19 protein-coding genes are annotated in these 17540 nt (G+C 61.3%); 8 read left to right on the top strand and 11 right to left on the bottom strand.

Features of this window, described 5'->3' with window-relative positions:
* The first annotated feature begins 106 nt into the window (after positions 1-106).
* Positions 107-529, top strand: a complete 423-nt coding sequence (gene hpaR / locus V7773_RS29470; protein WP_336076403.1) for a homoprotocatechuate degradation operon regulator HpaR — start codon at positions 107-109, stop codon at positions 527-529.
* Between the two features lie 145 nt (positions 530-674).
* Here hpaR (V7773_RS29470) and hpaI read toward each other — a convergent pair whose 3' ends face one another.
* From hpaI to V7773_RS29430, 8 genes are all read right to left on the bottom strand, one after another.
* On the bottom strand, positions 675-1472 hold the full coding sequence (gene hpaI, locus V7773_RS29465; protein WP_336076402.1) for a 4-hydroxy-2-oxoheptanedioate aldolase: 798 nt from the start codon (positions 1470-1472) through the stop codon (positions 675-677).
* A gap of 14 nt (positions 1473-1486) precedes the next feature.
* On the bottom strand, positions 1487-2290 hold the full coding sequence (gene hpaH, locus V7773_RS29460; protein WP_336076401.1) for a 2-oxo-hept-4-ene-1,7-dioate hydratase: 804 nt from the start codon (positions 2288-2290) through the stop codon (positions 1487-1489).
* A 12-nt stretch (positions 2291-2302) separates the two neighbouring features.
* On the bottom strand, positions 2303-3607 hold the full coding sequence (locus V7773_RS29455) for an MFS transporter (RefSeq protein WP_336076400.1): 1305 nt from the start codon (positions 3605-3607) through the stop codon (positions 2303-2305).
* Between the two features lie 52 nt (positions 3608-3659).
* Positions 3660-4052, bottom strand: a complete 393-nt coding sequence (locus tag V7773_RS29450; RefSeq protein ID WP_092141235.1) for a 5-carboxymethyl-2-hydroxymuconate Delta-isomerase — start codon at positions 4050-4052, stop codon at positions 3660-3662.
* A gap of 90 nt (positions 4053-4142) precedes the next feature.
* Complete coding sequence (gene hpaD / locus V7773_RS29445; protein ID WP_063321378.1) at positions 4143-5000, bottom strand: 3,4-dihydroxyphenylacetate 2,3-dioxygenase; 858 nt, start codon at positions 4998-5000, stop codon at positions 4143-4145.
* Positions 5001-5187: 187 nt separating this feature from the next.
* Positions 5188-6648, bottom strand: a complete 1461-nt coding sequence (gene hpaE / locus V7773_RS29440; protein ID WP_336076399.1) for a 5-carboxymethyl-2-hydroxymuconate semialdehyde dehydrogenase — start codon at positions 6646-6648, stop codon at positions 5188-5190.
* A 5-nt stretch (positions 6649-6653) separates the two neighbouring features.
* Complete coding sequence (locus V7773_RS29435) at positions 6654-7424, bottom strand: fumarylacetoacetate hydrolase family protein (RefSeq protein WP_336076398.1); 771 nt, start codon at positions 7422-7424, stop codon at positions 6654-6656.
* Positions 7421-8098, bottom strand: coding sequence for a fumarylacetoacetate hydrolase family protein (locus V7773_RS29430; RefSeq protein WP_336076397.1), 678 nt, complete (start codon positions 8096-8098; stop codon positions 7421-7423). Before V7773_RS29430 ends, V7773_RS29435 begins: the two co-directional genes overlap by 4 nt.
* A 186-nt stretch (positions 8099-8284) precedes the next feature.
* Between V7773_RS29430 and hpaA the strand changes: the two genes are divergently transcribed.
* Entirely contained in the window at positions 8285-9190 is a 906-nt protein-coding gene (gene hpaA, locus V7773_RS29425) for a 4-hydroxyphenylacetate catabolism regulatory protein HpaA (RefSeq protein ID WP_018613304.1), read from the top strand.
* 62 nt (positions 9191-9252) lie between these two features.
* Positions 9253-9675 carry a homoprotocatechuate degradation operon regulator HpaR gene (gene hpaR / locus V7773_RS29420; RefSeq protein ID WP_063321373.1) on the top strand — a complete coding sequence of 141 codons (423 nt, stop codon included), beginning with the start codon at positions 9253-9255 and terminating at the stop codon, positions 9673-9675.
* A gap of 171 nt (positions 9676-9846) precedes the next feature.
* On the opposite strand, the gene V7773_RS29415 is transcribed toward hpaR (V7773_RS29420), so the two are convergent.
* A complete protein-coding gene (locus tag V7773_RS29415) occupies positions 9847-10134 on the bottom strand; it encodes a phage infection protein (protein ID WP_336076396.1) in 288 nt (95 codons plus the stop codon).
* A 489-nt stretch (positions 10135-10623) separates the two neighbouring features.
* On the opposite strand from V7773_RS29415, the gene V7773_RS29410 reads away from it, so the two are divergent.
* From V7773_RS29410 to V7773_RS29400, 3 genes are read left to right on the top strand one after another with little or no spacing between them, the layout of a single operon-like run.
* Positions 10624-11184 carry a TRAP transporter small permease gene (locus V7773_RS29410; protein ID WP_336076395.1) on the top strand — a complete coding sequence of 187 codons (561 nt, stop codon included), beginning with the start codon at positions 10624-10626 and terminating at the stop codon, positions 11182-11184.
* On the top strand, positions 11181-12461 hold the full coding sequence (locus tag V7773_RS29405) for a TRAP transporter large permease subunit (protein ID WP_336076394.1): 1281 nt from the start codon (positions 11181-11183) through the stop codon (positions 12459-12461). Before V7773_RS29410 ends, V7773_RS29405 begins: the two co-directional genes overlap by 4 nt.
* A gap of 50 nt (positions 12462-12511) precedes the next feature.
* Positions 12512-13531 carry a TRAP transporter substrate-binding protein gene (locus V7773_RS29400; RefSeq protein WP_336076393.1) on the top strand — a complete coding sequence of 340 codons (1020 nt, stop codon included), beginning with the start codon at positions 12512-12514 and terminating at the stop codon, positions 13529-13531.
* 150 nt (positions 13532-13681) lie between these two features.
* On the opposite strand, the gene V7773_RS29395 is transcribed toward V7773_RS29400, so the two are convergent.
* A complete protein-coding gene (locus tag V7773_RS29395) occupies positions 13682-14473 on the bottom strand; it encodes a transporter substrate-binding domain-containing protein (RefSeq protein WP_336076392.1) in 792 nt (263 codons plus the stop codon).
* A gap of 108 nt (positions 14474-14581) precedes the next feature.
* Positions 14582-15217 (bottom strand): TetR family transcriptional regulator, encoded by a 636-nt coding sequence (locus V7773_RS29390; RefSeq protein WP_336076391.1) that lies wholly within the window; start codon positions 15215-15217, stop codon positions 14582-14584.
* Between the two features lie 141 nt (positions 15218-15358).
* Between V7773_RS29390 and V7773_RS29385 the strand changes: the two genes are divergently transcribed.
* Complete coding sequence (locus tag V7773_RS29385) at positions 15359-16588, top strand: arabinose transporter (protein WP_336076390.1); 1230 nt, start codon at positions 15359-15361, stop codon at positions 16586-16588.
* 59 nt (positions 16589-16647) lie between these two features.
* On the top strand, positions 16648-17514 hold the full coding sequence (locus V7773_RS29380) for an SDR family oxidoreductase (RefSeq protein WP_336076389.1): 867 nt from the start codon (positions 16648-16650) through the stop codon (positions 17512-17514).
* Positions 17515-17540: the final 26 nt, after the last annotated feature.

The raw sequence follows: 17540 nt of genomic DNA, 5'->3' as shown, positions 1-17540 counted from the left end.
AGAGGCCATCGCTTGATTCAGATTCTGTGAACGGATGGTCCGACATGGGTTGGAGCTGTTAAGATTTAGTTAACTCATTAACTAACTCTTCTCGCGAACCCCATCCATGCCCAAGCCGCGCCAATCCTTGACCCTGACCCTGCTCCAGGCCCGTGAAGCGGCCATGGGCTTTTTCCGGCCTTCCCTCAATCAACATGGCTTGACCGAGCAGCAATGGCGAGTCATCCGCATTCTTAGCCAGCACGATGAGCTGGAGATCAATCGCCTGGCCGAATTGGCCTGCATCCTCAAGCCCAGCATGACCGGCGTGCTGGTGCGCATGGAGGTGGCGGGCATGGTGGTGCGGCGCAAGGCTGAACAGGATCAGCGCCGGGTGCTGGTGCGCCTGGCGCCGCAAGGGCAGGCGAGCTTCGATTCGATGAGCCAGAGCATGGAAGCGAACTATCAGCGCTTGCAGGACAAGTTAGGGGAGGAAAAATTGCAGACGTTGCTGGGGTTGCTCAATGACCTGAAGGCGATCAGGCGCTGAGGCTGGTCTGCTTTTGTGGCGAGGGAGCTTGCTCCCGCTGGACTGCGCAGCAGGCCCAAAAGTCTTGAATTCACTGTCGGATTCAAGGGGGGCGCTTCGCGACCCTGCGGGAGCAAGCTCCCTCGCCACGGGGTTTGTGGTGCTGTCAGTACACACCGCCAGCCGCAGGCTTTGGTGTGTCCTTGAACGTCGCCGCCAATGTCTGCAAGCCCCGCATCAACACCGTCGTATCCACGCCCACCGCGACAAACGCCGCGCCGAGTTCGATATAGCGCCGGGCCAGTTTTTCATCGGCACTGAGAATCCCGGCTGCCTTGCCGGCCTGACGGATGCGGGCGATGGCGTCTTCGATGGCCGCTTGTACCTGCGGGTGGCCGGGGTTGCCGCGAAAACCCATGGAGGCGCTCAGGTCCGCCGGGCCGATAAAGACCCCATCGACACCGTCCACCGCGGCAATGGCGTCCAGGTTGGCCAGGCCGTCGCGGCTTTCGATCTGCACCAGCAGACACATCTGTTCGTCGGCTTTGTCGAGGTAACCGGGGATGCTGTTCCAGCGTGACGCCCGGGCCAGTGCGCTGCCGACACCACGTACGCCATGGGGCGGGTAGTGGATGGCGCGCACCAGTTCGCGCGCCTGGTCGGCGCTTTCCACCATCGGCACCAGCAGGGTCTGCACGCCAATATCGAGCACTTGCTTGATCAGCGCCGTGTCACCGATCACTGGGCGTATCACCGGCTGGCTGGGGTAGGGGGCCACGGCCTGGAGCTGGCCGAGCAAGGTGCGCAAGTCGTTGGGCGCGTGTTCACCGTCGATCAGCAGCCAGTCGAAGCCGGCGTTGGCCGCCAGTTCCGCACAGTAGGCATCGGCCAGCCCCAGCCACAGGCCGATCTGCGCCTCGCCGCTGCGCAGGCGTTGCTTGAATTTATTGATGGGCATGTCCATGAAACGGTCTCCGATCAGACGAAACGGCAGGCGATGGAGCCGAGCATGTCGTAGTCGACATGGAAGGTATCGCCGGGGTTGGCTGCCACGGGGCGGGTGAAGGAACCACCGAGGATGATCTGTCCCGGTTGCAGGGTGACGTCATAGGCCGCCAGCTTGTTCGCCAGCCAGGCCACACCTTTGGCCGGGTGATTGAGCACCGCCGCCGAGACGCCGGACTCTTCGATCACGCCGTTGCGGTACAGCACCGCCGGTACCCTGCGCAGGTCGATCTCGGTCGGGCGTACGGCGCGACCACCCATGACCACGCCGGCATTGGCGGCGTTGTCGGAAATGGTGTCGAACACCTTGCGGGTCGCCTTGGTCTGCGGGTCGATCTGCTGGATGCGCGCATCGATGATTTCCAGCGCCGGAATCACCCATTCGGTGGCGTCGAGCACGTCGAACACCGTCACGTTCGGGCCTTTCAATGGCTTGCCGAGGATGAACGCCAGCTCCACTTCCACCCGCGGCACGATGAAACGCTCGAATGGGATGTCGGTGCCTTCGTCAAAGAACATGTCGTCCAGCAGCGCGCCGTAGTCCGGCTCGGTGATGTTCGACGACACCTGCATGGCCCGGGAGGTCAGGCCGATCTTGTGGCCGACCAGCTTGCGACCGTCCTTGATTTTCTGCGCGACCCAGGCGCGCTGAATGGCGTAGGCATCCTCGATCGTGATGTCCGGGTGATCGAGGGAAAACTGCCGCACCTGCTCGCGGGAGCGTTCGGCATGGTCGAGGCGGGCGGCGGCTTGTTGGATGAGGTTCTGGTCAAGCATGGCAAGGGTCTCTTATTGAGGGTTGACGATGGCGGCCTGGGTGCGCAGCACCAGCAAGCCACCAAGGGCGATGAGCAGGGCCAGCGCATACAAGGCGAGGCTGGCGCTCTGGGTGGTGTCGCGCATCCAGCCGATCAGGTAGGGCGCGAAGAATGAGGCGATGCTGCCGAAGGAGCTGATCAGCGCGATACCGGCGGCCTGGGTGCCGTTGGACAGGAAGGCTGGCGGCAGCTGCCAGAACATCGGCAACGCCGCACTGGCGCCCATGCCGGCGACAATCAGGCCGCTGAGCACCAGGATTGGATTGCCGGGTGAGAACCCGGTGACCGCAATGCCCAGCGCGGCCATCAACAGCGGTACGCACAGATGCCAGCGACGTTCGCGATGGCGGTCGGAGGAGCGCCCGCAGCCGATCATGAAGAAACAGCCGGCCAGGTAGGGCACCGCGCTGAGCAGCCCGACCTTGCCGTCGCTGCCGATGCCGGCGCCATGGATCAGGGTGGGCATCCAGAAGGCCAGGGTATTCACCGCCAACATCACGGCAAAGTACACCGCCACCAACAACCAGACCTGCGGATTGTTGAGAATCGCCGAAAACGAGGTAATGGATTTGCGCTGTTCTTCAAGGCTCAGTTGTTCGCGCAGCTGCTGCTTGGCGTGCGGTGTGAGCCACTTGACCGTCTCGAAATCGTCCGGCAGGCACTTGAGCACAACAAGGCCGAGCAGGATCACCGGCAGCCCTTCGATGACGAACATCCACTGCCAGCCACGCAAACCGCCAACATCATGGAAGTGCTCGAGAATGCCGCCGGACAAAGGCCCGCCAATCACCCCGGCCATCGGCACGGCGATGGCGAACAACGCGGTCACCTGGGCCCGGCGCCGGGCCGGATACCAACGGTTGAGAAAGACCAGGATGCCAGGAAAGAAACCGGCCTCGGCCACGCCCAGCAGAAAGCGCAACACGTAGAAACCGGCGGCGCTGTCGATAAGGAACATGCCGCTGGACAAAGCGCCCCAGACCACCATCAGCGTGGCGATCCAGCGCCGCGGACCGACCCGGTCCAGGGCCATGTTGCTGGGCACCCCAAACAGCGCATAGGCGATGAAGAACAGCCCTGCGCCGAAGCCGTAGACCGTGTCGCTGAACTGCAGGTCGGCGCTCATCTGCATCTTCGCGAAGCCGATGTTGATGCGATCAAGGTGGGCAAAGAGGTAACAGACCAGCAGCAGCGGCATCAGCCGCCAGGTGATGGTGGCATGGGTGCGGTCGTGCGCGACGGTGCCGGCGGTGTTGGCGGTATGGGCTGTGCTCATGATCTTGTACTTTTTGTCAGAGAGGCCGATGGGGAACGCGAGGCAGACGGATTCAGGTGGCCTGGCCCTTGAGGAAGGCGTGGACGTTGTTGGCCTTGAAATTGAGCTGTTCGTGCAGCTCGATCATCTCGAACGACAGGGCCAGCAGGCGCTGGGCCTGGAGCTCGGCAAAGTGCGCGGTGATCACCTCGAAGAGTTTTTCCGCGACTTTCTGGCGCGTGGCCAGGTCGCGGCCGTGGCCGACTTTCAAGGTCATGTGTACGAAGGCGTAGTCGTGCTTGCCGTCGGCCATGCGCCAGGTGTCGAGGCGCACGCCCCGGCTGCGGATGCCGCCCAGGGGGAACACCCCGCTGTCGCCCAGCAAGGTGTGGACCTTTTCAAACAGGTCGGGCAGGTCGGCTTGTTGTTCGATGTTGTCGGTGTATTCGGCGATGAAATGCGGCATGAGGCCTCCTGCGTCGGCAGCTTTGAGTGGTGAGCTACAAGCGGCAAGTTGCAAGCGATCAGCTTGTAGCTTGCGGCTTGCAGCTGCTGTTCAGACTGGAAAAATGGCGTTGATCTGGCCGGTGCCGGAGCTGCCGAAAGGCTCGGTGATGATTTCGGCAGGCTTGTCGTAGTCCGGCCCGCCGAGCAACCCCAGCAGCATCGCCGTGTCATGCATCTTGCCTTCGCCGAAGCAGTGTTCGGCGTAGTCCGGGAGCATCGCGCAGAACTCTTTCCAGCGGCCCTGGCGCCACATCTCGACGACGTGCAGGTCGACCTGCTTGTCGAACTCCCGCGTCCAGTTGTGGATGTTGGCTTCAGCGTTGCGATCGTCGGAGAAACGGTGCGACAGCGAGCCGGACGCGAGCACCAGGACCTTGCGGTCGCTTTTTTCGATGGCCCGGCGCACGGCGGCGCCGAAGGTGAAGCTGTCTTGCAGGCGGTGCCAGGCGCACCAGGCAGCAATCGATACGACGTCGAATTTCTGTTCCTGAGGGACGTCCATGTGCATGTAGCGCATCGGCACCAGCGTGCCGTATTCCAGTTCAAGGCTTGGGATGTTGTGGGCCAGGGTGCGCACATCGGCGGCATTGGCCTCGGCGGCGATCAGCTCGCCCAGTTCCGGAGCGCCTGAGTATTCGTACTCCATGTTCTTGATGAAGTGCGGCAGCTCGTTGCTGGTGTAGATGCCCTTGAAGTGCGCGCCGCTGTTGACGTGATAGGCGCTGTTGACCAGCCAGTGCACGTCGAACACCACGGCGGTGTCGGCCCCCAGCTCACGGGCGCGACGGCCGATTTCCTTGTGGCCGGCAATCGCGGCGGCGCGGCAACCGTGGTGCTTGCCGGGCAGCTCCGACAGGTACATCGAGGGAACGTGGCAGATTTTCGCAGCCAGGACGACTTCGCCCATGATGATTCTCCTGAAAAGATTGTTCTTGTTGGATCTTGGATAATCGGTGAATCGGGTCTTGATGATGAGTTGTGGCGAGGGAGCTTGCTCCCGCTCGATTGCGCAGCAATCGTCAGGAAAAGCGGGGCTGCTTCGCAGCCCAGCGGGAGCAAGCTCCCTCGCCACAGGGTTCATCACTTACCTTGGGTTAAACACCCCATCGCGGTATGTGATGACTGCCCATGGAGATGCAAACGTTCTTGATTTCGGCAAACACTTCAAAGCTGTACTGTCCGCCTTCGCGGCCGGTTCCGGAACCCTTCACGCCGCCGAAAGGCTGGCGCAGGTCGCGCACGTTCTGGCTGTTGATGAACACCATGCCGGCCTCGATGCCATGGGCCAGGCGATGGGCCTTGCCAATGTCCTGGGTCCAGATGTACGAAGCCAGGCCATATTCGGTGTCGTTGGCCAGTTGCAGGGCCTCTGCTTCATCCTTGAACGGGATCAGGCACACCACCGGGCCGAAGATTTCTTCCTGGGCGATGCGCATTTTGTTGTTGACGTCGGCGAACACCGTCGGCTGGATGAACTGGCCGCGGCTCAGGTGGGCAGGCAAATTGGTCGGACGCTCCAGGCCACCGGCCAGGAGGGTGGCGCCTTCTTCGAGGCCGATCTTGATGTAGCCGGTGACCTTGTCGTAATGGGCCTGGGTGATCATCGAACCGACCTGGGTTTTCGGGTCCTGCGGATCACCGACGATCAGGCGTTTGGCGCGGGCGGCAAACTCGGCCACGAATTGCGGGTAGACGCTTTCCTGGATGAAGATCCGGCTGCCGGCGGTGCAGCGTTCGCCATTGAGGGAAAAAATCGTGAACAGCGCGGCGTCGAGGGCGCGTTCCAGGTCGGCGTCTTCGAAAATCAGTACCGGCGACTTGCCGCCCAGTTCCATCGAGTACTTTTTCAACCCGGCGGTCTGCATGATTTTCTTGCCGGTGGCGGTGCCCCCGGTGAAGGAGATCGCCCGTACATCCGGGTGGCGCACCAGCGCGTCGCCGGCGGTGGCGCCGTAGCCTTGGATCACGTTCAATACGCCATTGGGAATGCCGGCCTCGACGGCCAGGCGCCCCAGCTCGTTGGCGGTCAACGGCGACAGTTCGGACATCTTCAGCACGGCCGTGTTGCCCAGGGCCAGGCACGGTGCCGTTTTCCAGGTCGCGGTCATGAACGGTACGTTCCAGGGCGATACCAGCGCGCAGACACCCACCGGTTGGTACAGGGTGTAGTTGAGCATCTGGTCGTCGACCGGATAGGTGTGACCGTCCATTCGCGTGCAGACTTCGGCAAAGAAATCGAAGTTGTGGGAGGCCCGCGGGATCAGCACGTTCTTGGTCTGGTGGATCGGCAAACCGGTGTCGAGGGTTTCCAGTTCGGCCAGCTTCGGCACGTTCCGCTCGATCAGTTCACCGAGCTTGCGCATCAGCCGGGCGCGTTCCTTGGCCGGGGTATTGGCCCATTTCGGAAACGCTTCCTTGGCTGCCGCGACCGCTTGGGCGACTTCCTCGGCGCCGCCGCTGGCGACTTCGCCGATGGCCTCGCCGGTGGCGGGGTTGTAGTTGACGAAGACGTCTTTGCTTTCGACCTCACGGCCGTCGATCCAGTGTTTGATCATGCTGCTCAAGCCTCTTTACGGGATGCGAAGAACTCGGCTTCGCTGACAATTCGATTGACCAGGCGACCGACGCCTTCCACTTCCACCACCACTTCATCACCGGGCACCACGTCCGCCAGGCCTTCCGGTGTGCCAGTGGCGATCATGTCGCCGGGTTGCAAGGTCATGAAGCTGGACAGGTATTCGATCAGGTACGGGATATCGAAAATCATGTCCTTCGTGCTGCCTTCCTGGCGCAACTGGCCGTTGATCCAGGTGCGCAGCGTCAGGTTGCTCGGGTCCGGCACATCGGCCACATCGACAATCCATGGGCCGACGGGCGTTGTCGCGTCACGGTTCTTCACCCGCAGGTTGGGGCGGTAGTAGTTTTCCAGGTAATCGCGGATCGCGTAGTCGTTGCACACGGTGTAGCCGGCCAGGTATTCCAACGCATCCTCGCGCTTGACGTTGCGCGCCGCTTTGCCGATGACCGCCACGAGCTCGCACTCGTAGTGCATGTAGGCGACGTTGTCGGGACGCCAGGTCGCCTGGTTGTGGCCGGTGTAGGTGCCGGGGGACTTGATGAATGCCAGGGGCTCGGTCGGCGGCTTGAACGCCAGCTCGGCGGCGTGATCGGCATAATTCAGGCCCAGGGCGAACATGCTGCCGGTGGCCGGTGGCAGCCACTGGACCTGGTCCTCGGCCAGCAGGCGACCGTCCGCCAGGCGTACCGCGTTGTGAGCTTCAACGGTGACGGCTTGATCCTGGCCTTCAAAACGAATGCGCGCGTGTTTCATGAACCTGCTCCTGTTTCCTCGGCCACGATGATATTGACCAGACGACCCAGGCCGCTGATGTCTACTTCGACACGGTCACCGGGCAGTACGTCGACCCGGCCTTCAGGCGTGCCGGTGATCAGCACGTCGCCAGCATGCAAGGTCATGAACTCGCTGATCTCGGCGATCAGTTGGGGAATGTTGCGAACGAAGTTGGCGGTGCTGTTCTGCTGGCGAACCTCGCCGTTGACGTACAGCGTGATCGCCAGGCTGTGAGGGTCGGACACCTGAGTGGTGGGCACCAGTTCCGGGCCCATGGCGCAGAAGCCGTCCCGGCACTTGGCCTTGACGGCGGGGCGGTAATAGCTGTCTTCCGGGAGGCTGAATTCATTGATGAGGGTGTAGCCGGCCACGTAGTCCAGGGCTTCGGCGGCGCTGACGCGACTGGCTGACTTGCCCATGACCACGCCAAGCGCCGGCCCTGGTTGCAGTGTTTCGCCGCGACCGGGGTGAACCACCTCGGCACCGTGCCAGTTGCGGGTGTTGGGGGTCTTGATGAACAGCACGGGCTTGAGCGGCGGTTTTTGGTAGGGCGGTTGCTCGAACTCGGCGAGGCGCTGTTTCAGCAGCCCCTGGTAGTTCAGCGCGACCCCGAACAGGGTGCCGGTCGCGACGTCATGCAGGGCACGGCTCATGCTTGTCTCCTGGCGATGCAGAGGGTGAGGGCTCTGCGGTTATTGTTAATGTGTTAACAGTTATAATTAAGATGTTAACTATCGTCAAGCGTGACAGAATGAGCGGGCACTGGTTGCCTTGCCGGATTCGGTGCAGGATGAATGCGGCAGGTATCTGGACCAGAATAAGAAAATGAGTACTGCGTGATGACTGACCGTCAGCCGATCCCCAACATCAACATTGGTCAGGTGTACGACCAGCGCTACAGCGATGCCGAAGTGCATTACGACCGACTCGCCAACCTGGCGGATTTTTTCGGTCGCAACATGCCGGTTCATCGTCACGACCGGTTCTTCCAGGTGCACTACGTCAAGAGCGGCACCGTGCGCGTATATCTCGATGACCAGCAGTACGTCGAATCCGGGCCGATGTTCTTCCTCACGCCACCGACCATTCCCCATTCCTTCGTGACCGAGGCCGACAGTGACGGGCATGTGCTGACGGTGCGCCAGCAATTGGTGTGGCAGTTGATCGACGCCGACCCAAGCCTGGCGCCGGCGGGCGTGCAAATGCCGGCGGCCTGCGTAGCGCTGGCGCAACTGGGGCCTGGGCAGGCGGGGGAGGTGCGGCGGTTGGAGTACCTGTTCGAGGAGTTGAGCGAGGAGGTGACGGCCGGGCGCCCGGGGCGCAGCGCAACACTGGACGCGTTGACGCGGCTGATCATGATCAGCCTGCTGCGGTTATGTTCCAACTCCCTGGAGGCCAGGCCGGCCCGGCATGAAGACCTGAAGATCTTTCACCGCTTCAACGAGTTGATCGAGGCCCACTACCTGCAGCATTGGCCGTTATCGCGCTACGCCGAAGGCATCGGCGTGACCGAGGCGCGCCTCAATGACGTGTGCCGACGCATCGCCGACCTGCCTTCCAAGCGCCTGATCATGGAGCGGCTGATGCAGGAGGCCAAGCGCCTGTTGCTGTTCACCGGCAGCTCGGCCAATGAAATCTGCTACCAACTCGGGTTCAAGGACCCGGCGTATTTCAGTCGGTTTTTCCAGCGTTACGCCCAACTCACGCCGGGGGAGTATCGCCAGCGGCAATCAGGGTTGCGCTGAGCGCTTGCAGCGCTGTGATAGCGACACTAAGCTGCCGACTCGCCCATCCACACAGTTCGAACATGGCCAACCCCAGACCCTCATTGACCCTGACGCTGTTGCAAGCCCGCGAAGCGGCGATGGCTTTTTTTCGACCTGCGCTGAACCAGCATGACCTCACGGAACAACAATGGCGGGTGATCCGCATCCTGCATCAGCAAGGGGAGCTGGAAAGCCATCAGCTCGCCCACCAGGCGTGCATCCTCAAACCGAGCATGACCGGTGTACTCAGTCGCCTGGAGCGTGACGGTCTGGTGCGGCGGCAGAAGTCCAGCCAGGATCAGCGGCGGGTCTTTGTCGGGCTGACCGAGCGCGGCCAGCAGTGCTTCGTGTCCATGAGCGAGGGCATGGAAGGCAACTATCGACGGATCGAAGAGCAGTTTGGCGAGGAAAAGATGGAGCAGTTGCTCGGGTTGCTCAATGAGCTGAAGAACATCAAGCCCTGAGGTTTGAGCCACAAGCCATGAGTCGCCATCCGCTTTTGTGGCGAGGGAGCTTGCTCCCGTTCGACTGCGAAGTAGTCGCAAAATCAGCCGACCGGTGACTAAACGAGCGGGAGGGGGCAGGGGGCTGCTACGCAGCCCAACGGGAGCAAGCTCCCTCGCCACAAAATCGCTTCACACCGCGCTACGTTCACGCAACTCCTGCAACCGATCAGCCCCGCCTTCAGCCACGTGATTCTCGATCAAGCGATCGGAGCCGCCCTCGGCCACACGATTCTCGATCAAGCGATCAGAGCCGCCCTCGGCCACGCGATTCTGGATCAAACGATCAGACCCGCCTTCAGCCAGTTGATGCGCAGCCTGGGCCGGGGCGCTTTTTGCCGAGGCTGCGTTCGACAGGCCGACGCCGCCAACCAGTGTCAGGGCGATTGCAAGAGACGAAAGTTTCGAGAAGTTGAACATGGTGATTCTCCTTGCGCTTGATTGAGTGGGCCGGTGGCAACGAATGTGTTGCTGTCCGGTGATCACAGTTAAACGCGCAGATGTATCGACGATGTGTGCCAAGAAGGGACGAAATCCATCATTTCGTATCAGGCCGCGTTTCCTATACAAACCGATACAAATCTTGTTGGCGTGGCAGCTCAATGCGATGAAAAACGCCAATTGTCTGGTCGATAATCGCACGCTTTGCAGTGTGCGCCAGCCTGGGATATTGACCAAACTAACCGGGTGGTACATTTTAGCGACAGCTGTCTCGCCCGACGAGGCAAAGACCATAATAAAAATAGAGGAACACCCATGCCTACCCGAGCAGCGCAAGCTTTCTCCTTGATCCGTCTTTGCAGCGCATCTTCCAGTCTCCCAGGTTCGATCCTATAGCGACCCCATACTGTTGCGGTTTTATCGCGCCAGTAGGGTGTGGGCGCTCGACAAGCCTCTGAGGCCTTCAAGATGACAAAAGTGGTGAATCTGTATTTCAAGCTGCTCAAGCTGCTGATCGTGCTATGCATGGTCGCGATGATCTTGCTGGTGTTCGGCAATGTGGTGCTGCGCTATGCCTTCAACTCGGGCATCAGTGTGTCGGAGGAGCTGTCGCGCTGGTTCTTCGTCTGGATGATTTTTCTCGGTGCCCTGGTGGCGCTCAAGGACCGTGCTCACCTGGGCATGGACAGCCTGGTCAAGCGCTTGCCGCCGGCAGGCAAGCGTATCTGCCTGGTCATCAGTCATCTTTTGATGTTGTACATCTGCTGGCTGATTTTCAGTGGCAGCTGGCAACAGGCTGCGATCAACCTGAATGTCGTTGCTCCGGCGTCAGGATTGTCCATGGCGCTGTTTTATGGTGCCGGCCTGGTGTTTGGCGCCAGTGCCGCGGCGATCCTGCTTTACGAGCTCTACCTGGCGCTGTTCGGCAAGCTGGGGGATGACGAGTTGGTGATGGTCAAGGACAACGATGCCGAGGTGCTCACCCATGACCCCATTGCCCATAACCCTACAAAGAGTACCCGCCCATGACGCTGGTTATTTTCCTCGGGTCTCTGGTGGGCAGCATGGCACTGGGCATGCCCATCGCGTTTGCCTTGCTGGTGGTCAGTGTGGCGTTGATGTTCTACCTGGATCTGTTCGACGCGCAAATCATCGCCCAGAACCTGCTCAACGGCGCGGACAGCTTCCCGCTGATGGCCGTGCCGTTCTTCATGTTGGCCGGCGAAATCATGAACGTCGGCGGCCTGTCCAAACGCATTGTCAATATCGCCATGGCGCTGGTGGGGCATAAGCGCGGAGGCCTGGGTTACGTGGCGATCATCGCTTCCTGCCTGTTGGCGTCGCTCTCCGGTTCGGCCGTGGCCGATGCGGCGGCACTGGCGGCTTTGTTGGTGCCGATGATGGTGCTGGCCGGGCACAACCGAGGGCGCTCGGCCGGTCTGATCGCCGCCGGTAGCATCATCGCACCGGTCATTCCGCCGAGCATCGGTTTCATCGTCTTTGGCGTGGCGTCCGGGGTGTCGATTTCCAAGCTGTTCCTGGCCGGTATTGTGCCGGGCCTGATGCTGGGGGCTTCGCTGGCTGTTGCCTGGTGGTACATCTCCCGCAGCGAGAACGTCGAGACACCGCCCAAGCGTTCCCGTGCCGAAGTGCTGCGCACGTTGCTCGACGGCAGTTGGGCGATGGGCCTGCCCTTGATCATCATCCTGGGCCTCAAGTTCGGCGTCTTCACCCCCACGGAAGCCGCCGTGGTCGCGGCGGTCTATTCGTTGTTCGTGTCCCTGGTGATCTACCGGGAAATGAAAGTCAGCCAGTTGTACGAAGTGATTCTGTCCTCCGCCAAGACCACCTCGGTGGTGATGCTGCTGGTGGCGGCGGCCATGGTTTCATCGTGGCTGGTGACCATCGCCGATCTGCCGGGCCAGTTGGCGGAAATGCTGGCGCCTTTCATGGACAACCAGACCCTACTGCTGCTGGTGATGATGGCACTGATCATCCTGGTGGGAACGGTGATGGACATGACCCCGACCATCCTCATCCTCACCCCGGTGCTGATGCCGGCGGTCATCCAGGCGGGGATCGACCCGGTGTACTTCGGCGTGCTGTTCCTGATCAACACAGCCATCGGCCTGATCACGCCTCCCGTGGGCACGGTGCTCAACGTGGTCTGCGGGGTGGCGAAGCTGGACTTCGAGGAAATCGTGCGTGGGGTGTGGCCGTTCATGTTTGCGCAGTTTGTGGTGCTGTTCTTGTTGGTCCTGTTTCCGCAATTGGTCCTGGGACCGTTGAAATTCTTCACCGGATAACACCGGTGCTGGCTAGCTCGACCTTAAAACAATAATGATCGGAGAGTGACATGGGACAATTGATGAAAACCCTATTGGCCGGGGCGTGCGCAACGGGACTGCTGCTGGGTAGCGTGGTCAGTCACGCAGATGAAATCCGCGAACGCACCTTGCGATTCGCCTTCCAGAACGTCAAGGAGCATCCGCAAGGCCAGGGCGCGCAGAAGTTCGCCGACCTGCTCAGCGAAAAGAGCGGTGGCAAGATCAAGGTCCGCCTGTTCCCAGGCGGTACGCTGGGCGGTGATGTGCAAACGGTGTCGGCGTTGCAGGGCGGCACGCTGGACATCACCGTGCTCAACTCCGGCATCCTGGCCGCCCAGGCACCGGATTATGCCATGCTCGATTTCCCGTTCCTGTTCAACAACGTCGAGGAAGCCCATGCGGTCATCGATGGGCCGGTCGGACAGAAACTGGCCGCGCAACTGGACAGCAAAGGGCTGGTCGCGCTGGGTTATTGGGACCTGGGTTTTCGTAACCTGACCAACAGCAAGCACCCGGTGACCAAGCTTGAAGACATGCAGGGCTTGAAGATTCGCGTGATCCAGTCGCCGATCTACCTGGAGACCTTCTCCGCCCTGGGTGCCAACCCGGTGCCGATGGCGTTCCCCGAGGTCTACACGGGCCTTGAGCAGCACACCATCGACGGTCAGGAAAACCCGTTCACCGTGATTGAGGGCAACAAGTTCTACGAGGTGCAGAAGTATCTCTCCGTCACGGGCCACATCTTCAACCCGCAGTCGTTGATCATCAGCCAGAAAACCTGGAACCGTCTCAACGACGATGAGAAGGCGATGATTCGCTCGGCTGCCACTGAGGCACAGAAGTTCCAGCGTGAAGTCACGGCGGCGAGCATGGACAAGGCCAAAGTGACGCTGGCCGGTGCCATGACCGTGAACGAAGTCACCCCGGCGGAGAAAGATCGCTTTCGTGAGCGGGTGAAACCGGTAGTCGACAAGTTCGCCAAATCCTTGGATGGCGACCTGGTGAAGACGATGTACGAGGAAATCGCCAAGGTGCGCGCGGCACAGTGAGGCGAATGGGCCTGTCCGGAGCAGACCCCGTCACAGGTCCCTTATGGGAGCGAGCTTGCTCGCGATTGCAGTGTGTCAGTCGACATCAATGCGGCTGACCTGACGCCATCGCGAGCGAGCTCCCACAGGGCTTTGTTTCTCAGCGAACGATCATTGGGCGGCGGGAACGGCCAACCACTGCCCAATCACTTTCTGGTAGCTGCCATTGGCCTTGCTCAGGTGCAGCCACTGATCGACGTACATCTTCCAGGTGTTGTCATCCCGAGGCAGCAGGTAGGCCTTCTCGCCATATTGCAGGTAGCGGGTCGGGTTGACCGCGCACAGGCCGGGCTTGAGTTTTTGCTGGTAGAGCGCTTCTGACGCGTCGGTAATCATCACGTCGGCTTTCTTGTCCAGCAGTTGCTGGAAGATGGTCACGTTGTCGTGGAAGTTCAACTGGCCGTTGGGCAGGAACGCCCGGACGAAGGCTTCATTGGTGCCGCCTGCCGGCTCGACAAGACGCACCGAAGGCTGGTTCATCTGCTCGAGGGTCTGGTAGCGCTCCTTGTCTTCGCAACGCACCAGCGGGATCTTGCCATCCACGTCCAGGGTGTCACTGAAATAGGCTTTCTTCTGGCGCTCCAGCGTCACCGAAATCCCACCCATGCCGATGTCGCATTGACCGGCAACCGTATCCGGCATCAGGGTTTTCCAGGTGGTCTGTACCCATTGCACCTTGACGCCCAGGCTGGCGGCCAGCGAGCGCGCCATGTCGATGTCGATGCCTTCGTATTCGCCGGTTGCGGTTTTAAAGGTATAGGGCTTGTAGTCGCCGGTGGTGCACACCTTCAGTTCGCCGCGTTGCAGGACCTGGTCCAGTAGTGAAGGTGTCGGTTCGGCCAAGGCGCCGCAAGAGAGCGCCAACAGGCCACAGAACGTCATCGAACTTGTTATGGTTTTCATCGTGAGGGGACGTCTCGTAGCGGAGGGAAACAAGATCAGGGAGTGTAGTAAAAGTGTTGGCAGGCTGTCACTGGAGCATGGCTGACGAACTGTCAGCAGGCAGCGGTCTCAACGGGGGCGCTGCAAGCTTGCAAGGTAGGCGCAGAACATATCGGCCATGGCATCGCTGTAGATGGCAACGTCCGAAGGAGAGCGGGGCGCTGATGAGAAGCGCTTACCCACGGCACTGAGCGTGCTGATGACCAGGTCACCTGCCAGGTTGCGGGTTTGTGCCGGGGCGTCTGGCAATGCTTGCAGCATGAAAGCATCCACCGACTGCTGCACCGACATCCGCGCGGCCTGGTGCTCGGGAGCGTCGCGGTAGAGCGGGGCGGCGTCGTTGAGGGCGACGCGTATCTGGGCTTCGTCACATTCGGACTGGATGAACGCCTGCACCAGGGTACGCAGGCGCTCGAAGGGCGGCTTGAGGTTGTCTTCAAGGATCTCGCGCAGCATATCGCTGGTTTGTCGCCATTCATCACTTTGCAGGCGGAACAGGATCGCCGCTTTGTTCGGGAAGTACTGGTACACCGAGCCGACGCTCACGCCAGCTCGCTCGGCAACCCGGGCCACCGTGAAACGTGCCGCGCCCTGGGTCGCCAGAACCTGAACAGCCGCTTCCAGAACCGCGGCGACGAGCTCGGTGGAGCGTGCCTGTTGCGGCTGTTTACGCGAGGAAATCTGCGGGCTTGAGCGTTCGGACATGTGGGCATGAACCTCGGCAGGGAATGCGAATAGGAAATGCGACGGATTGTTCGTATCTTGAATGCGACGAATTGATCGCATTCTAGTCGGCTCCTCCGGCAGCGTTCAACGTCATATCGCATCCTTTCCGTGGGTAGGGTTATGACACAAGACAATATTCATATCGGCGCTTCTTCGGCGCCTAAGGCAGCCGTCGAGGCCAATCCGGTACTCAAGCTGTTGCCGCTCACTCTGACCGTATTCATCGGTTTCCTCACGATCGGCATGCAGTTGCCTGTCTTGCCCCTCCATCTGCACGACGCGCTGGGCATGGGCACGCTGGTGATTGGCCTGGTGGTCGGGGCGCAGTTCGCCGCTGCGCTGTTGTCACGGGCCTGGGCCGGCAATTTTGCCGACATGCGCGGTGGGAAACGCGCCGTCATGACCGGGCTGGTGACAGCCGCGGTTTCAGGGCTGGTCTATCTGCTTTCCCTGGCGTTCGTTGCTGCGCCAGTCACGTCGGTCTGGCTTTTGTCTGGCGGTCGGGTGCTGCTGGCAATTGGCGAAAGCCTTATTGTCACCGGTGCGCTGGGGTGGGGCATCGGCCTGGTGGGGGCGCAGCATGCCGGCAAGGTCATGGCCTGGAATGGCATCGCCATGTACGGCGCCTATGCCCTGGGCGCTCCGCTTGGCGTGGCGTTGAATGGCGGCTGGGGATTCACGGGCATTGCCATGGCCTCGATGTTCATTCCTCTGTTGGCCTTGGCGATTGTCGCGGGCGTGCGCGCTGTCGCCCCTACGGCGACCCGGCGTACACCGTTCTACACGATGCTCGGTGCTGTATGGGTTCCCGGCATGGGGTTGGCGTTTTGCAGCGTCGGCTTTGGTGTCGTCACGGCGTTCATTGCCCTGTTATTCGCGGCCAGGGATTGGGGCAACGCTTCCTTGGCGTTCACGGCGTTCGGTGTGGCTTTCATCGCTGCTCGCCTGCTTTTCGGGCACCTTCCGGACAAGATTGGCGGCGCTCGCGTCGCGCTGGTCTGCGTATTGATCGAAACCGTTGGGTTGCTGCTGATCTGGAGCGCCGACACCGCGACCATGGCTTATTTGGGGGCGGCTTTCACTGGCTTCGGTTATTCCCTGGCGTTTCCCGGCTTCGGCGTGGAAGCGGTACGGCGTGCGCCACCGCAGGCACGCGGTCTCGCCATGGGGGCCTACGTCGCGTTTCTTGATATTTCCCTGGGCATCACCAGTCCGCTGGCCGGTTTGTTGGCGAGTGGCTGGGGTATTGGTGCGGTTTACCTGGGCGGCGCCATTGCCGTTGGGCTGTCTTTAGGGGTGGCCCTGATGTTGCTGAGAGGACGGCAAGCACAAGTTCAATACAAATTCTGAGTCTTCGATGGGTTATAGAAGATTTTCGGTTCGGTTTTTTTAGAACAGGAGCGTTGCATATGCACGTATTCGTTACCGGTGCCACGGGCTGGGTTGGGGCGTCCGTGGTACAGGATCTGATCGCCGCCGGGCATCGGGTCACGGGCCTGGCCCGATGCGAAGAAAAAGGCGCGACACTGGCTGCGACAGGCGCGAAGGTGATTTCAGGCACGTTGGATGATCTCGAGATCTTGCACAGCGCCGCCTCGGCGGCGGACGCGGTGATTCACACGGCGTTCAATCATGACTTCTCGCGATTCGCCGAAAATGCCCAGCAGGACCGCCGCGCCATCGAAACGTTGGGCGACGCGTTGCGAGGCTCCGACCGGCCGTTGCTGGTGACGTCGGGGCTGTTTGGATTGACGCAGGGCGCGAGTGAACTGGAAGTGGTGAGCCCGGCTTCGCCCCGCAAGTCCGAAGCCGCTGCCCGGGACCTGGCCGAGCGTGGGGTGCGTGTGGCGACGGTGCGACTGGCGCCCTCGGTCCATGGCCTCGGCGACCATGGGTTCGTGCCGATCCTGATTCGCCTGGCCCGGGAGACGGGCGTTTCGGCCTATCTCGGGGACGGCGTCCACTGCTGGTCGGGCGTGCATCGACTGGACGCAGCCCGGGTCTATCGGCTGGCGCTGGAGCAGGGCGTGACGCAATCCGTCTACCACGCCGTCGCCGACGAGGCCGTGCCGTTCAAGGACATTGCCCAGGTGATCGGTCGTGGCCTGGGGTTGCCGGTGGAATCCCGCGAGCGCGAGCATTTCGGCTGGTTCGCCCACATGGCGGGCGCGAACATGGCAGTGTCCAGCGCGTACACCCGTGCCTTGCTGGGCTGGACACCAAGCGGCCCGGGGTTGTTGGCTGATCTTGAACACCCTGGTTATTACGCTGGATAAGGGGTTCCTAGTGGCGAGGGAGCTTG

This window comes from Pseudomonas sp. 3JA (genome assembly GCF_036961705.1).
GTDB lineage: Bacteria > Pseudomonadota > Gammaproteobacteria > Pseudomonadales > Pseudomonadaceae > Aquipseudomonas > Aquipseudomonas fluorescens_Q.
Note: the sequence above shows the minus strand (reverse complement) of the source record. Positions and strands in the feature narration are given on the sequence as shown.

What these genes read in the sequence shown, in the direction of transcription:
- V7773_RS29450 (WP_092141235.1), bottom strand. Translation starts at nt 4,052, where the DNA reads ATGCCGCATTTCATCGCCGAATACACCGACAACATCGAACAACAAGCC.
- V7773_RS29430 (WP_336076397.1), bottom strand. Translation starts at nt 8,098, where the DNA reads ATGAGCCGTGCCCTGCATGACGTCGCGACCGGCACCCTGTTCGGGGTC.
- V7773_RS29390 (WP_336076391.1), bottom strand. Translation starts at nt 15,217, where the DNA reads ATGTCCGAACGCTCAAGCCCGCAGATTTCCTCGCGTAAACAGCCGCAA.
- V7773_RS29415 (WP_336076396.1), bottom strand. Translation starts at nt 10,134, where the DNA reads ATGTTCAACTTCTCGAAACTTTCGTCTCTTGCAATCGCCCTGACACTG.
- V7773_RS29380 (WP_336076389.1), top strand. Translation starts at nt 16,648, where the DNA reads ATGCACGTATTCGTTACCGGTGCCACGGGCTGGGTTGGGGCGTCCGTG.
- hpaI (WP_336076402.1), bottom strand. Translation starts at nt 1,472, where the DNA reads ATGGACATGCCCATCAATAAATTCAAGCAACGCCTGCGCAGCGGCGAG.
- hpaH (WP_336076401.1), bottom strand. Translation starts at nt 2,290, where the DNA reads ATGCTTGACCAGAACCTCATCCAACAAGCCGCCGCCCGCCTCGACCAT.
- hpaD (WP_063321378.1), bottom strand. Translation starts at nt 5,000, where the DNA reads ATGGGCGAAGTCGTCCTGGCTGCGAAAATCTGCCACGTTCCCTCGATG.
- V7773_RS29410 (WP_336076395.1), top strand. Translation starts at nt 10,624, where the DNA reads ATGACAAAAGTGGTGAATCTGTATTTCAAGCTGCTCAAGCTGCTGATC.
- hpaR (WP_336076403.1), top strand. Translation starts at nt 107, where the DNA reads ATGCCCAAGCCGCGCCAATCCTTGACCCTGACCCTGCTCCAGGCCCGT.
- hpaE (WP_336076399.1), bottom strand. Translation starts at nt 6,648, where the DNA reads ATGATCAAACACTGGATCGACGGCCGTGAGGTCGAAAGCAAAGACGTC.
- V7773_RS29400 (WP_336076393.1), top strand. Translation starts at nt 12,512, where the DNA reads ATGGGACAATTGATGAAAACCCTATTGGCCGGGGCGTGCGCAACGGGA.
- hpaA (WP_018613304.1), top strand. Translation starts at nt 8,285, where the DNA reads ATGACTGACCGTCAGCCGATCCCCAACATCAACATTGGTCAGGTGTAC.
- V7773_RS29435 (WP_336076398.1), bottom strand. Translation starts at nt 7,424, where the DNA reads ATGAAACACGCGCGCATTCGTTTTGAAGGCCAGGATCAAGCCGTCACC.
- hpaR (WP_063321373.1), top strand. Translation starts at nt 9,253, where the DNA reads ATGGCCAACCCCAGACCCTCATTGACCCTGACGCTGTTGCAAGCCCGC.
- V7773_RS29385 (WP_336076390.1), top strand. Translation starts at nt 15,359, where the DNA reads ATGACACAAGACAATATTCATATCGGCGCTTCTTCGGCGCCTAAGGCA.
- V7773_RS29395 (WP_336076392.1), bottom strand. Translation starts at nt 14,473, where the DNA reads ATGAAAACCATAACAAGTTCGATGACGTTCTGTGGCCTGTTGGCGCTC.
- V7773_RS29405 (WP_336076394.1), top strand. Translation starts at nt 11,181, where the DNA reads ATGACGCTGGTTATTTTCCTCGGGTCTCTGGTGGGCAGCATGGCACTG.
- V7773_RS29455 (WP_336076400.1), bottom strand. Translation starts at nt 3,607, where the DNA reads ATGAGCACAGCCCATACCGCCAACACCGCCGGCACCGTCGCGCACGAC.